The organism is Bacillus sp. GMa5/1 (genome assembly GCF_050172015.1).
In the GTDB taxonomy this organism is placed as follows: Bacteria; Bacillota; Bacilli; order Bacillales; family Bacillaceae_G; genus Bacillus_A; species Bacillus_A cereus.
In genome coordinates, this window is record NZ_JBNLYC010000007.1 from 35,491 (window position 1) to 50,487 (window position 14,997).

Below are 14,997 nucleotides of genomic sequence, written 5' to 3' on the forward strand. Positions count from 1 at the left end.
TTTAAAAAACAGTATGGTCCGTATGAAAAGATTTTAAAAGTTTCGCACATAACCTACCCCATTTATTTTCAAAATAAAGGTGGAGGAGGTTTTTCATGTGAAGAATCTTAAAATCATTTGGATATATCGTTTAGGATTATTGTTACTTGTTTTTCTTTGTCTGCTCGTCTTTTTAAAAATTAAGCCGCTATGGGCACCGATTATTTTTGTATTTAAAGTAGCAATCACGCCGTTTCTTATCGCGTGTTTTATTGCGTATTTATTGCACCCTTTAATTGAAAAAATTCATAAGGAAGGGATGCCCCGTACACTTGCCATTTTGCTCATTTATATCCTTTTCTTTGGCGGAATTGGTTATGGGATTTATAAAGGAACACCAGTCGTTATTAAACAGTTACAAGAGATTAATGAACAATTTCCGCAGTTTACAAAAATGTACGATTCGTGGATGGATGGCGTTACAGAACAAACGGCGAATTTCCCTTCGTTCATTCATGAAAAGGTGAAACAACTTTTTGTGGGTGTGGAAACGAAGATTCAAGCGCTTTTAAATAAAGTGATGAGTACAGCTCGTGGTGTACTCGATTCATTGCTCATTATTTTCTTAATACCGTTCATTGTATTTTACATATTAAAAGATTATGGTGAGTTTTATCATATCTTTTGGAAACTAGTCCCAAGTAAATGGCGAGGTACGGGGCAAATGCTTGCGAAAGAAATTGATAAATCACTTGGAAGTTATATTCGAGGACAGTTATTTGTTTGTTTAGTATTAGGGGGAGTATCAGCTCTTTCTTTTTGGTTTATCGGTATGAAATATCCATTATTGCTTGGCATTATTATTGGGGTAACGGATATAATCCCGTACTTCGGTCCTATTTTAGGAGCAATCCCGACGTTAATGATTGCAGCAACAGTATCAACGAGTTTACTTATTAAGGCGGGGATCACAATTGCGATTTTGCAATTTGTGGAGAGTAACATTTTATCGCCTTACATCGTTGGTAAGTCACTTCGTATGCATCCCGTTATTATTATGCTTGCCTTACTAGTTGGGGGAGAGGTAGCTGGGATTGTAGGATTGCTAATATCGGTTCCGATTTTAGCAGTTATTCGCACTGTCATTGTTCATGTGAGACCGCTCTTGAAAAAAGAAGATGTGTAAGTATAGAAGCCCTCTATGTAAGAAATAGAGGGCTAATCATATATTTATTTAGAAAGCTGCTCGTGTATCTTTTGAACGAGGGAGCTCACATCATTTGTTTGAATATGTTTTATTTTTTTCCATTCGTTATCATACATAAATACAATTTGATTGTTGAAAAGACGCTTTTGTTCTTTTAGATTAGAAATTTTTGTGAAAGAGTACTCTTCAAATATTGGATTCTTACTTACATCTGGCCCATAAAAGAATAGCCTTTTGTTCGTTAAAATTAGCATTCCTGGCCTTGCGACGGAACGATAAATAAATATGTCTAATGAACATGCTGCGTAAAATAATATCGTTTCGTCAGTCGCTAATATGTTTTTAGCTTTGCTAAGTAAGGTTGTCATTGTGATCGCTCCTTTATTTTATCAACAATAATTTAATTATAACAAAAAAGGTAATATTTAGAAATTTTTATAAATTATTCTTATAAGGAGATTCCGATTTATTAATAAATGCATACTATATGAAAAGGCTGTTAAGAATGAATAGTAGAATACTTATGATTAATAAGTAATTAATCCAATATAAATGATTATCTACATTGACAAACTTAAGAGAATTCTATTATATTTAGTCATATAATACATTAAATCAATGACGGAACAAGTACGTTACAGTCCATTTATAGAGAGAAGCTTCCATATGGCTGAAAGAAGCTTTAAATGAAGGGTAACAGAAAGCTAATCCTGAGAGCAGCTAATCACTGCCGTCTTGCCACGTTACGGCACCATGAGGTGATGAATTGATTGTTATTGTAATCAATTCATAATTAGGGTGGTATCGCGAGTTAACTCTCGTCCCTTTTATAGGGACGGGAGTTTTTTATATTTAAGGAGGAAAATACAATGAAACAACTAACAGGCGCACAAATTCGTCAAATGTTTTTAGACTTTTTCCAAGAAAAAGGACATGCAGTAGAACCTAGTGCATCACTAGTTCCGCATGAAGATCCATCTCTTCTATGGATTAATAGTGGTGTAGCTACATTAAAAAAATATTTTGATGGACGTGTAATCCCACAAAATCCACGTATTACAAATGCTCAAAAATCAATTCGTACAAACGATATTGAAAACGTAGGGAAAACAGCTCGTCACCATACATTCTTTGAAATGTTAGGAAATTTCTCAATTGGTGATTACTTCAAAGAAGAAGCAATTACATGGGCTTGGGAATTCTTAACGAGCGACAAATGGATCGGATTCGATAAAGAATTACTATCAGTTACAATCCATCCAGAAGATGAAGAAGCATTCACAATTTGGAATGAGAAAATGGGCGTTCCAAAAGAGCGTATTATTCGCTTAGAAGAAAACTTCTGGGATATCGGTGAAGGACCAAGTGGACCGAATACAGAGATTTTCTATGACCGCGGAGAAGCTTACGGTAATGACTTTAGTGACCCAGAATTATATCCAGGCGGAGAAAACGAGCGTTACTTAGAAGTATGGAACCTTGTATTCTCTCAATTTAACCATAATCCAGACGGTTCATATACACCACTTCCTAAGAAAAACATTGATACAGGGATGGGTCTAGAGCGTATGACATCTATCGTTCAAGATGTGCCTACAAACTTCGATACAGACCTATTCATGCCGATGATTGATGCAACAGAAACAATTTCTGGTGAAAAATATCATAATGGCGATTTAGAAAAAGATATGGCATTCAAAGTAATTGCTGACCATATCCGTACAGTAACATTCGCTGTTGGTGACGGTGCTCTTCCATCTAACGAAGGCCGTGGTTATGTATTACGTCGTTTATTACGCCGCGCTGTTCGTTATTCGAAGAAATTAAACATCAATCGTCCATTTATGTTTGAATTAGTACCGGTTGTTGGAGAAGTAATGAAAGACTTCTATCCAGAAGTACTTGAAAAGAAAGATTTCATTGCGAAAGTTGTGAAGAACGAAGAAGAGCGTTTCCATGAAACACTTCATGATGGTGAAGCGATTTTAGCTGAAGTAATTGCAAAAGCAAAAGAAGAAAAAACAACTGTTATTTCTGGAGTAGATGCGTTCCGTCTATATGACACATACGGTTTCCCAATTGAATTAACAGAAGAATATGCAGAAGAAGCTGGCATGACAGTTGATCATGAAGGTTTTGAAAATGAAATGGAAAAACAACGTGAGCGTGCACGTGCTGCTCGTCAAGACGTTGATTCTATGCAAGTTCAAGGTGGTGTCCTTGGAGAAATTAAAGTAGCGAGCGAATTCGTTGGTTACGGTACAGTTGCAACAGAAAGTAACGTTGTTGCACTTGTGAAAAATGGCGAATACACAGACAGCTTACAAGCTGGTGAAGAAGGACAATTAATGCTTGATGTAACACCATTCTATGCTGAGAGCGGTGGACAAATTGCAGACCGTGGTTACCTTCTTGCGGATGGTGTGAAAGTTCTTGTAAAAGACGTACAAAAAGCACCAAACGGCCAAAACTTGCATAAAGTTGTTGTTGAAGAAGGTACATTAACGAAAGATGCGGCTGTAAAAGCTATTATCGATACGAAAAACCGTAGTAGCGTTGTAAAAAATCATACAGCAACTCATTTACTACACCAAGCATTAAAAGACGTACTTGGAACACACGTTAACCAAGCAGGTTCTCTTGTAACTTCTGAACGTCTACGCTTTGACTTCTCTCACTTCGGTCAAGTACAAGCTGACGAATTAGAAAAAATTGAGCGTATGGTAAACGAGAAAATTTGGGAAAGTATTGATGTTGAGATTTCTCAAAAAGCAATCGAAGAAGCGAAAGAAATGGGTGCAATGGCATTATTCGGTGAAAAATACGGTGATGTTGTACGCGTTGTACAAGTTGGCGATTACAGCTTAGAGCTTTGCGGCGGTTGTCACGTTGATAACACAGCTTCTATCGGTATTTTCAAAATCGTTGCTGAGTCTGGTATCGGTGCAGGAACTCGTCGTATTGAAGCAGTAACTGGTAAGTCTGCATACGAATTAATGAATGATCAAGTAGGTTTATTAAAAGAAGCAGCAGGAAAAATGAAAACAAATCCGAAAGATATTTTAACAAGAGTTGATGGTCTATTTGCTGAAGTGAAACAACTGCAAAAAGAAAATGAATCTCTTGCTGCGAAATTAAGCAATATCGAAGCTGGAAACTTAACTGATTCTGTAATGACAGTTGATGGTGTGAATGTATTAGCAGCGAAAGTAAATGTTGCAGATATGAATAACTTACGTACGATGATGGATGATCTGAAAAATAAATTAGAGTCAGCAGTTGTTGTATTAGCGTCTGTTAATGACGATAAAGTAAACATCCTAGCAGGTGTAACGAAAGACTTAATTAGCCAAGGTTACCATGCTGGTAAACTTGTGAAAGAAGTAGCTTCTCGTTGCGGCGGTGGCGGTGGCGGCCGTCCTGATATGGCACAAGCAGGCGGTAAAAACCCAGCTCAAGTCGAAGAAGCTTTAGCATTTGTACAAGAGTACGTTAAATCTGTTTCAAAATAAAGAGATAGTAGTGTACAATGGTAGGGAGAGGAGAAGTTCTTCTCCCTATACTTACTATATAAGTGAGGTGCTTGAAATGGACGGTTTTGATAAAACAATGAAGTTTAGCATTCAAGATGAAAAACAGAGTGTCCATGTAAATGATGTACTTTTAACTGTGTATGATGCACTTCAAGAAAAAGGCTATAATCCGATTAACCAAATCGTCGGTTATTTATTAAGTGGAGACCCAGCATACATACCTCGCCATAAAGATGCACGTAGCATCATTCGCAAGCTTGAACGTGATGAGTTAATTGAAGAGCTTGTGAAGTCTTACTTGAAACATCATCGTGAGGAGTAGTTTATGCGGATATTAGGTTTAGATGTAGGTACAAAAACAGTCGGAGTTGCAATTAGCGACGAAATGGGCTGGACAGCACAAGGATTAGAAACAATTAAGATTAACGAAGAACGAGGTCACTTTGGTTTTGATCGTATTTCTGAGTTAGTAAAGCAGTACAATGTGGACAAGATAGTAGTAGGTTTACCTAAAAATATGAATGGTACAATTGGCCCGCGTGGTGAAGCGTGCCAACAATTTGCAGAAAACCTACGAGAGCTGTTACAATTAGACGTTGTAATGTGGGACGAGCGTTTGTCAACAATGGCAGCGGAACGTCTGCTCATTTCAGCCGATGTAAGCCGTAAGAAGCGAAAGCAAGTAATTGATAAGATGGCTGCAGTCGTAATCTTACAAGGATTTTTAGATAGTAAATAAGAGGTGACCAAAATGGAAGAAAATCAAATTACAATTGTAGACGAAAAAGGTAACGAACATTTATGTGAAATTATTTTCACTTTTGACGCTGAAAAATTTGGAAAAAAATCATACGTAGTCTTCTCTCCAATCGGTGAAGTAGACGAAGATGGAGACCAAATTTATGATGCAATGGCTTATGAGCAAAATGAAGAAGAGGGCGGAACTTTACTTCCAATCGAATCTGAAGAAGAGTGGGAAATGGTACAAGAAATGTTCAACACTCTAGCTGATGAGCAAGAAGCTGAATAATAAGTACTGAAAAGATGGACGACATACAGTCCATCTTTTTTTGTATTTATATGTAAAATGAAAGATTTTTTGTCGAAACTGTGTAAGTCTTTGTAGTATAATGAGACGGATTGTAGAAAAATAAAGTGTCAATTAAAAAAGATAAGTGAATTTTTTGCGTTTTTACATCGTGCTGTATAGAAAGGTGTACATACGGTCTACAATTAAGTAAGGAGGAAATGTTTTGATAGAGAATCAAGTGAAAAAGAAGCGTAGACGTATCTTTTTATTTTCGATTATTGCACTGCTTTTAGTTTGTGGTTCAGTCTATGCGTATATTTCATCCGCATTAGGACCAGTTGATAGCGGGAATAAAAAAGAGATTGAAGTAGAAATTCCGAAAGGATCATCTACAAGTAAAATTGGAGAAATTTTAGAAGAAAAAGGCGCTGTAAAAAACGGTACAGTTTTTAGTTTTTATACAAAGGCTAAATCGAAAAGTTTACAAGCAGGTACATATTTATTAAATCCTTCAATGAATGCTGAAGATGTGATTGAACAAATGTCATCTGGCAACGTGCATCGTCCAGCTCTTTATAAAGTGACGATTAAAGAAGGGGCGCAAGTAACTGAAATTGCAGAAACGATTGCGACAGAACTAAAGTGGAATAAAGATGATGTTACGCGTCAATTAAACGATAAAGCATTTATTCAAAAAATGCAGCAAAAGTATCCGAAGTTATTAACGGATAAAATCTTTGATAGCAATATTAAATACCCATTAGAAGGTTATTTATATCCTGCAACGTATTCGTTTTATAAGAAAGATACGACGTTAGAAGAAATTGTAATTCCAATGCTTGAGAAAACAAATGCAATCATTGTTCAAAATGAGGCGAAAATGAAAGCGAAGAATTGGGATGTTCATCAGCTTTTAACATTATCTTCACTTATTGAAGAAGAGGCAACTGGTTTTACAGATCGTCAAAAGATCTCTAGTGTCTTTTATAATCGTTTAGTAAAAGGTATGCCGCTTCAAACGGATCCAACGGTATTATATGCACTTGGAAAGCATAAACAACGTGTATTATACGAAGATTTAAAGGTCAACTCACCGTACAATACGTATGTTGTAAAAGGATTACCGGTAGGGCCGATCGCAAACTCTGGTAAACATTCAGTAGAAGCTGCGTTAGAACCTGCGCAAACAGATTATTATTATTTCTTAGCTGCACCAAGTGGTGAAGTGTACTATGCGAAAACATTAGAAGAGCATAATGCATTAAAGCAAAAATACATTACGAAAAAATAGTGAAATGGGGAGGGATAGCGAAAAAAGTCGCACATCCCTCTTTTTTGTGGTAAAATATATCGGGTTAAAAACTGGCAGAAGAATCGTTTTTAATATCAAAACGGGACGTACAAGCTAAGGATAAAGCTGGCTTGTATTTTTATTGCATTCTATGTGTGAAAAGACGTCATAGAGGCACTTCTCCATGTAAATAAGGAGGACCATTTATGGAGGATGCAGTTAACGAGTACCTATTATCATTTATTGATCCGAAAGATAAATTAATTCTTGAAATGGAAGAATATGCAACAGAAAATCATGTGCCGATTATGGATCGACTTGGAATGGAATTTATGCTGCAATTTTTACGTTTAATTGGACCGAAAAGCATTTTAGAACTTGGAACAGCAATCGGTTATTCTAGTATTCGTATGATGCAAGCTATTCCAAATTCACGTATTGTGACAGTTGAGCGCAATCGTGAGCGATATGAAAAAGCACTTGAATATATAGAACGTTCCCCAGTAACAGATCGTATTTCAGTTATTTACGGTGATGCGTTAGAGACAGGTGAACAAGTAAAAGAACACGGGACATTTGACGTTATTTTTATTGATGCAGCAAAAGGACAGTATCGTCGCTTTTTTGACTTATATGAACCGTTATTAAATCCTGGTGGCGTAATTATTTCAGATAATGTTATGTACCACGGTCTTGTAACGACAAAAGAGAAAATTGAAAACAGACGTACACGTGGTTTAATCCGTCGTATTAAGACGTACAATGAGTGGCTTATGAACCATGAAGGATATGATACAACGATTTTCCCAATTGGTGATGGAGTAGCTGTTAGTAAAAAGAGAGGGTGACCAAGGTATGAAGAAACCTGAATTGTTAGTAACGCCAAGAGCGGTGGCGGATGTCGAACAACTTGCGAAAGCAGGAGCAGATGCGGTAATGATCGGTGAGCAAAAGTTTGGTTTACGTTTAGCAGGGGAGTTTTCACGTGAAGATGTAAAACAAGCTGTGAAGATTGCACATGAAAATGGTGTGAAAGTATACGTAGCCATGAACGCTATGTTCCACAACGATAAAGTAGAAGAATTAACAGATTACATTTCATTTTTAAACGAAGTAAATGTAGATGCAATTGTTTTCGGAGATCCAGCGGTATTAATGGCTGTTCGTGAAGTAGCACCAAATATGCAGTTGCACTGGAATACAGAAACGACAGCAACAAACTGGTTCACTTGTAATTACTGGGGACAAAGAGGATCAAAGCGTGCTGTATTAGCTCGTGAGCTTAGCTTAGATGAAATTGTTGATTTAAAAGAAAATGCTGAAGTGGAACTGGAAGTACAAATTCACGGTATGACTTGTATGTTCCAATCGAAGCGTTCATTAGTAGGAAACTACTTTGAGTATCAAGGACGTAATCTTGACATTGAAAAGAAAAAATATGAAGAGAATATGTTCTTATATGACCCAGAGCGTAACAATAAATATCCAATTTATGAAGATGAAAATGGTACTCACATTATGAGTCCGAACGACATTTGTTTCATCGATGAATTAGAGGAACTAATCGATGCTGAAGTTGATAGCTTAAAAATCGACGGTGTACTAAAAAGCTCTGAATACATTATTGAAGTAACGAAGAAATATCGTCAAGCGATTGATTTATGCGTAGAAGATCGTGATGCATATTATGACGTGAAAGATGATCTATATAAAGAAATAGAAGAAATGCAACCAGTAAATCGTCCGTTAGATACAGGATTCTTCTTTAAAGAAACGGTTTACTAAACGAGGAGGGTGTAGGAAATGACTGTACAAGAAATTTCACGAGTGATCGATGGCAAACGTGTTATTGTGAAGAAACCTGAACTGTTAATCCCTGCGGGTAACTTAGAAAAATTAAAAGTAGCTATCCATTACGGGGCAGATGCTGTATATTTAGGTGGACAAGAATTTGGTCTTCGTTCGAATGCAGGTAACTTTACGCTAGAAGAAATGGCAGAAGGCGTTGAGTTTGCAAAGAAGTATGGAGCAAAAATATACGTAACAACAAATATCTTTGCACATAATGAAAATATGGACGGGCTAGAGGAATATTTAAAAGGGATTGAAAAAGCTGGCGTAACGGGAATTATCGTTGCTGATCCGCTTATCATTGAGACTTGTAAACGCGTAGCGCCTTCTGTTGAGGTGCATTTAAGCACACAGCAATCACTATCCAACTGGAAAGCAGCACAGTATTGGAAAGAAGAAGGTTTACATCGTCTTGTATTAGCTCGTGAAGCAAGCTATGAAGAAATGAAAGAAATTAAAGAAAAAGTGGATATTGAAATTGAAGCGTTCGTCCATGGTGCAATGTGTATCGCATATTCAGGAAGATGTACATTAAGTAACCATATGACAGCGCGTGATTCTAATCGTGGTGGTTGTTGCCAATCTTGCCGCTGGGATTATGATTTAGTTCAAACAGTATCACAACATAAAGATGCAAAAGAGCTTCCTCTATTCCAAGAAGGAGATGCTCACTTTGCGATGAGTCCAAAAGATTTAAATTTAATTTTATCAATTCCAAAAATGATTGAAATCGGAATCGATAGCTTAAAGGTAGAAGGACGTATGAAATCAATCCATTACGTAGCGACTGTAGCAACTGTATATCGTAAAGTAATTGATGCGTATTGTGCGGATCCAGATAACTTTGAGTTTAAACAAGAATGGTTAGATGAGCTTGATAAATGTGCAAATCGTGATACAGCTCCTGCATTCTTTGAAGGGGTTCCAGGACATCAAGAGCAAATGTTTGGAAATCATAGTAAGAAAACAACGTATGATTTTGCTGGTTTAGTGTTAGATTATAATGAAGAAACGGGCATCGTAACGATTGAGCAACGTAATCATTTCAAACCAGGACATGAAGTGGAGTTCTTTGGACCAGAAATAGAAAACTTTACGCAAACGGTGGAGAAAATTTGGGATGAGGATGGAAACGAATTAGATGCAGCGAGACATCCGTTGCAAATCGTGAAATTCAAAGTGGATCAACGAGTGTATGTGAATAATATGATGCGCAAAAGCATACTTCAATAAGAAAGAGTGATAGTCGAATGGGGACGAATAAGCCTGTTGTAATTGGAATTGCTGGTGGTTCGGGATCAGGTAAAACGAGTGTAACGAAAGCGATTTTTGACCATTTTAAAGGTCATTCTATTTTAATCTTAGAGCAAGATTATTATTACAAAGATCAAAGCCATTTACCAATGGAAGAGCGTTTAAAAACAAATTATGATCATCCGCTTGCGTTTGATAATGATCTGTTAATTGAACATTTGCAGCAGTTGCTTGCATATGAGCAAATTGATAAGCCTGTATATGACTATACATTGCATACGCGTTCAGAAGAAATTATTCCGGTTGAGCCGAAAGATGTAATTATTTTAGAAGGAATTCTTATTTTAGAAGACCCACGTCTTTGCGAGTTAATGGACATTAAATTATTCGTTGATACGGATGCTGACCTTCGTATTCTGCGCCGCATGCAACGTGATATTAAAGAGCGCGGTCGTACGATGGATTCAGTTATTGATCAGTACGTAAATGTTGTACGTCCAATGCACAATCAATTTATTGAGCCTTCTAAGAAATTTGCGGATATTATTATCCCTGAAGGTGGACAAAACCACGTTGCAATTGATATTATGGTGACAAAAATTGCAACAATTCTTGAACAAAAAGTAAATTTGTAATAGCATAGTAAAAGATATACGGTAGGAAGGGATTTTTTCCCTTCTTATCGAATACAATGAAACATGCAACCTCATCTATATATAGGTGAGGGCATATTTATATCAACTTTCCATACATATCTTCTTTATATAAAGAAGAATTGGAAATACGGGGTTGTATGTGACAACTCCGCTAGTGCAAGGGTACTAGAAACCTCCGCTAACAATGGAAGCGGAGGAGTTTTCATATGGAACTCCTCTTTTTTTTCGGGGGATTGGTATATAAAAGGAGTGGAAAATATGTCAACAGAAAAAACATACCCTATGACGCAAGAGGGTAAGCAAAAACTAGAGAACGAACTTGAGCAATTAAAAACAGTAAGACGTAAAGAAGTAGTAGAACGTATTAAAATCGCACGTAGCTTCGGGGATCTTTCTGAGAACTCTGAGTACGATGCAGCGAAAGATGAGCAAGCGTTCGTAGAAGGACGTATTACACAATTAGAAAATATGATTCGTAACGCAGTTATCATTAAAGATACTGGCGAAGTATCTACTGTTGTTACATTAGGTAAAACAGTAACATTTAAAGAATTACCAAACGGAGATGAAGAAGCGTATACAATCGTAGGTAGCGCGGAAGCTGATCCATTCGAAGGAAGAATTTCTAACGATTCTCCAATCGCAAAAAGCTTATTAGGTAAGCAAATTGGTGAGAAAGTAACAATCCAAACACCAGGCGGAGAAATGCAAGTAGAGATTGTCTCTGTAAAATAAAAAAAAAGATTCTCCTATCGGGAGAATCTTTTTTTTCTGTAGAATGAAAAAAATTGTGTAAACCTTAGAGTGATTCGACAAAAAATGTCAAAAAAACACTTTAAGCTTTGATATCATAATTAGAGACCATAGGTTTTAAAAGGGAAAAGGGGCTAATTATGAAACATAAAATCTTTACAGGATTGGTTTGTAGTATCTCCATATTAGGACTTGCTGCATGCGGAACGAATGAAGAAACTACATCATCAAAGGGAGAAAAAGTGAAGCAAGAAGAAAAAAAGGATATTAAAGCAACTGAGAGTTTAAAAGCCTTAGAAAATCCACAAGATAAAAAGGAATTTAATGATTTTGATGTAGCGTATCAATTAGCAATTGTCATGAAAATATTTCAAGATGTAACGATTAAGTATGATTACGCAATTGGGAATCCAGATTATTTATTGCGAGATTCGATGGATCAAAAAACAATAGATGATATGAAGAATATGTTACAAGAACAGGCGAAGAATAATGATAAAATTTTAAAAGATGAAGTGAATCAAGCATATACATATTTAAAACAATCGAAAGTAAGTAATAAAGATGATATTCAAAAAATAATAGATGCACAAAATAATTATTTACATATTGTAGATAAGATGATTACTTGTATTGATTCTGTAACAGTTGAGAATGCAAAAGAAAAAAGAAATGAAATGGATAATCTTAGTAAGGATTATTTAAAAATAGCGGCTAATGTAACAACCACTGTAATTGAAGTTGCTAAAAACACTGGAGTGAATGAAACTGAATTTAGATCGCTTCTTATGAAATTTTTAGAGAAGCCAAAGAAACAATAATAGCCTTATATAATATCTGTTTTTGTTTTGGAGATTGTATAAATAAAATAGTACCTCGTCTAAACTACAATAGACGAGGTGTTTTTTATGAAAATAAAACGGAGAATTACAATTGTTTTAATTTGTTTTATGAGCGTTATGTTTGTATTGCTTTGTCGTTTAATCCAAATTCAAATTATAGATACAGAATCATTTACTGATCGCAAAATAAATTTAATTGAAAAAAGTGTTACGCAACGCACACAATCCATTACAGTAGACGATGGACGTGGGCAGTTTATAGATCGTAATGGTAAAAAAATAGGTGAGGAAAAATATCCTGTTTTAATTATTTTTCCATTTTTACAAATAAAAAATGACATGTTAGAGAAAATCGCGCATATCATTGGTGTGTCGAGACAAGAGATTAGAAGACAAATGAAAAATAATAAAAATGCATTTACACTACAAGGAGAAACTGCTCCATTTCGAGTGACACGAGAGCAGATGGAGAAGGTAAATGAATTACATGTATTAGGTATTGTAGCAGCTGAAGTGCGATTAAAACAAACTGGAGAGATAAATCATTTAATTGGTGATGTAGGGGAGAACGAAAGGGAGTTTCAAAAGCGATATGGAGAATTGAAAAGAATCTCAAAACAAACGCCGATAGGTATTTCAGGATTACAGCAATCATTTGATGAATTTCTATTGACTGATGGAGAGGCAAAAGTATTATATCAAGTAGATCGGCAAGGAGAACCAATTTTCGGAAAGCAAGCGAAATACACTTCACCAGGAAATCCATTTTATCCAGTTAGGATTCAAACTACTTTACATAAAGAGTTGCAGCAAAAAGCAGAAGAAGTGATTGAAGCGAATGAAATAAAGAAGGGGGGACTAGTATTACTTGATGTAAAGACAAATGAAATATTAGCGATGGCTAGTAAGCCGTCTTTACAAGTAAGGGATGAGAATTTATATAAAACTACACTTGAAAATCAAATGTTAACGCCACATTTTCCAGGCTCTGTTTTTAAAACAGTAGTTGCAGCTGCAGTCATTGATCAAAAAGTAAATTTGTTTAATCGGACATTTAACTGTAATAAAGATTTATATGGTGAAAACGACCCGCAAGTTAGGATGGGTACACTTAACTTTAAAGAGAGCTTTGCCAGGAGCTGTAACAGGACATTTTCCGAGTTAGGTAACGAGCTATTACAAAAGGATAAGACGGTGCTAGAAACATACGTAGCAGCTTTAGGAGCAAATGAAAAGGTTGGATGGAAAGGTTCTGTATTTCATACACCTCATTTTGAGCAAATGCCAGAAGAAAAGGGTACTACTATTTGGGGGAATGAAGAAAATAAAAATAGTAAAAAAGCGGTAGAACAAACAGCAATTGGACAGAAAGATGTACGTATATCACCTCTAGCAATTGCAAATATGATGGCGACGATTGCGAGGAATGGAGAAAAGATGGAAGTGAAAGCAGTTGAAAAAATAGTATATAAAAATGGAGCGGATTTTTTTACATTTGAGAGCCATGCGTTAAATGGAAAACAGCTTTCGTATGAAACAGTGAAAACATTACAAGAGTTATTAAGAGGCGTTGTAACAAGGGAGAAAGGAACAGGAACGGCATTCCGTTCGTTGCCACTAAGTGTCGCTGGAAAATCCGGGACAGCGCAAACAGGGAAAGGGACGAGGGTGAATCGCTGGTTTGCAGGTTATTTTCCGTATGAGAATCCAAGATATGCTTTAGTTGCTGTTGATCTAGAGACTGATAGCAAAGTGAATAAAGTTACACCTATTTTTAAAGATATGGTAGGAGCAATCTATCAATTGGAGAATGAAAAGTAATCTTGCAATTTATAGTGAAATGTCTTCATTTCATGAAAATATCATTGTAAATGTTCAACCTTTCTAGATTTAATGTTACAATAGCAATTAGGAAAAACTGCATGGAGGTTTGGAGAATGGCAGGAGGATCAAGATTCCAACAGAAACAACAAAAACGTCGTCAAAACGGTGTTTTAAATATTGCAATCGCTATTGTATTACTATTAGTAGCTATTGTAGCATATCAATTGTTCGTTCCTAGTACGAAAGAGCAAGCATCTTCTACTGATAAGAAAGTCTCTCAACAAACAACAAAGAATGAGAAAGCTGGAAAATCAGAAGATAAAGAATCTGCTAAGAAAAAAGAAAAAGAACAAGAGCAAGCAGAAGCTAAGAAAAAAGCTGAAGAAGAGAAGCTAAAGGCTGAAGAAGAACAGAAAAAAGCTGAAGAAGAAGCGAAAGCTAACGAGAAAGTATCAGCTGAGAAAACTGTATCTAAGGCAAAAGAGGCGTATACAAAACCTTCTTGGAAAGCTGTAGGAACAGAACAAGGTTCATCACCAGCGATGACGTTTAAACAGGGTTCATCAGATTGGAATGAGATGCAAAGTGCAATTGCTGCAGGTGTTGAAGTACCGAAAGAGCAATTAGTATTCCATTTTGTTGGAAGAGACAAAACTGGAAAGAGCAAAGCTTATGGTGATGTTCAAGATAAGCAAAGTGGGAAAAGATATTATGTAAATATTGATTGGGTAGACAATGAGGGCTGGAAACCAGTACTTGTTCAAACTCTAAACTAAA

Annotated in this window: 15 protein-coding genes and 1 other annotated feature; of the genes, 14 read left to right on the plus strand and 1 reads right to left on the minus strand. The window is 36.1% G+C overall.

Annotated features, from left to right (window positions below):
* The first annotated feature begins 97 nt into the window (after positions 1-97).
* Complete coding sequence (locus ACQGSG_RS03310; protein WP_000793128.1) at positions 98-1,165, plus strand: AI-2E family transporter; 1,068 nt, start codon at positions 98-100, stop codon at positions 1,163-1,165.
* A gap of 44 nt (positions 1,166-1,209) precedes the next feature.
* Here the strand turns inward: ACQGSG_RS03310 and ACQGSG_RS03315 are convergent, their stop codons facing one another.
* Positions 1,210-1,554, minus strand: coding sequence for a PH domain-containing protein (locus ACQGSG_RS03315; RefSeq protein WP_325842933.1), 345 nt, complete (start codon positions 1,552-1,554; stop codon positions 1,210-1,212).
* A gap of 241 nt (positions 1,555-1,795) precedes the next feature.
* Positions 1,796-2,015, plus strand: a binding site (T-box leader).
* A gap of 40 nt (positions 2,016-2,055) precedes the next feature.
* Between ACQGSG_RS03315 and alaS the strand changes: the two genes are divergently transcribed.
* The 13 genes from alaS to ACQGSG_RS03380 all read left to right on the plus strand — a co-directional run bounded on the left by alaS (position 2,056) and on the right by ACQGSG_RS03380 (position 14,996).
* Positions 2,056-4,698, plus strand: coding sequence for an alanine--tRNA ligase (gene alaS, locus ACQGSG_RS03320; protein WP_325842932.1), 2,643 nt, complete (start codon positions 2,056-2,058; stop codon positions 4,696-4,698).
* 76 nt (positions 4,699-4,774) lie between these two features.
* Positions 4,775-5,041, plus strand: a complete 267-nt coding sequence (locus ACQGSG_RS03325; RefSeq protein WP_000348590.1) for an IreB family regulatory phosphoprotein — start codon at positions 4,775-4,777, stop codon at positions 5,039-5,041.
* Between the two features lie 3 nt (positions 5,042-5,044).
* Positions 5,045-5,458, plus strand: a complete 414-nt coding sequence (gene ruvX / locus ACQGSG_RS03330) for a Holliday junction resolvase RuvX (RefSeq protein ID WP_001221193.1) — start codon at positions 5,045-5,047, stop codon at positions 5,456-5,458.
* A gap of 12 nt (positions 5,459-5,470) precedes the next feature.
* On the plus strand, positions 5,471-5,749 hold the full coding sequence (locus ACQGSG_RS03335) for a DUF1292 domain-containing protein (protein WP_000392247.1): 279 nt from the start codon (positions 5,471-5,473) through the stop codon (positions 5,747-5,749).
* Between the two features lie 223 nt (positions 5,750-5,972).
* A complete protein-coding gene (gene mltG, locus ACQGSG_RS03340; RefSeq protein ID WP_325842931.1) occupies positions 5,973-7,040 on the plus strand; it encodes an endolytic transglycosylase MltG in 1,068 nt (355 codons plus the stop codon).
* Between the two features lie 206 nt (positions 7,041-7,246).
* Positions 7,247-7,888 carry an O-methyltransferase gene (locus tag ACQGSG_RS03345; RefSeq protein ID WP_000389102.1) on the plus strand — a complete coding sequence of 214 codons (642 nt, stop codon included), beginning with the start codon at positions 7,247-7,249 and terminating at the stop codon, positions 7,886-7,888.
* A 7-nt stretch (positions 7,889-7,895) separates the two neighbouring features.
* Positions 7,896-8,825, plus strand: a complete 930-nt coding sequence (locus ACQGSG_RS03350; protein WP_325842930.1) for a peptidase U32 family protein — start codon at positions 7,896-7,898, stop codon at positions 8,823-8,825.
* An 18-nt stretch (positions 8,826-8,843) separates the two neighbouring features.
* Positions 8,844-10,124, plus strand: a complete 1,281-nt coding sequence (locus ACQGSG_RS03355; protein WP_000217974.1) for a peptidase U32 family protein — start codon at positions 8,844-8,846, stop codon at positions 10,122-10,124.
* 17 nt (positions 10,125-10,141) lie between these two features.
* Entirely contained in the window at positions 10,142-10,780 is a 639-nt protein-coding gene (gene udk, locus ACQGSG_RS03360) for a uridine kinase (RefSeq protein ID WP_000537078.1), read from the plus strand.
* 279 nt (positions 10,781-11,059) lie between these two features.
* Complete coding sequence (greA, locus tag ACQGSG_RS03365; protein ID WP_000102591.1) at positions 11,060-11,536, plus strand: transcription elongation factor GreA; 477 nt, start codon at positions 11,060-11,062, stop codon at positions 11,534-11,536.
* Between the two features lie 158 nt (positions 11,537-11,694).
* Positions 11,695-12,375, plus strand: coding sequence for a hypothetical protein (locus tag ACQGSG_RS03370; protein WP_214631611.1), 681 nt, complete (start codon positions 11,695-11,697; stop codon positions 12,373-12,375).
* Positions 12,376-12,462: 87 nt separating this feature from the next.
* Positions 12,463-14,217 carry a penicillin-binding protein 2 gene (locus tag ACQGSG_RS03375; RefSeq protein WP_325842929.1) on the plus strand — a complete coding sequence of 585 codons (1,755 nt, stop codon included), beginning with the start codon at positions 12,463-12,465 and terminating at the stop codon, positions 14,215-14,217.
* Positions 14,218-14,333: 116 nt separating this feature from the next.
* Positions 14,334-14,996 (plus strand): YrrS family protein, encoded by a 663-nt coding sequence (locus ACQGSG_RS03380; RefSeq protein WP_000897099.1) that lies wholly within the window; start codon positions 14,334-14,336, stop codon positions 14,994-14,996.
* Position 14,997 lies beyond the last annotated feature (1 nt).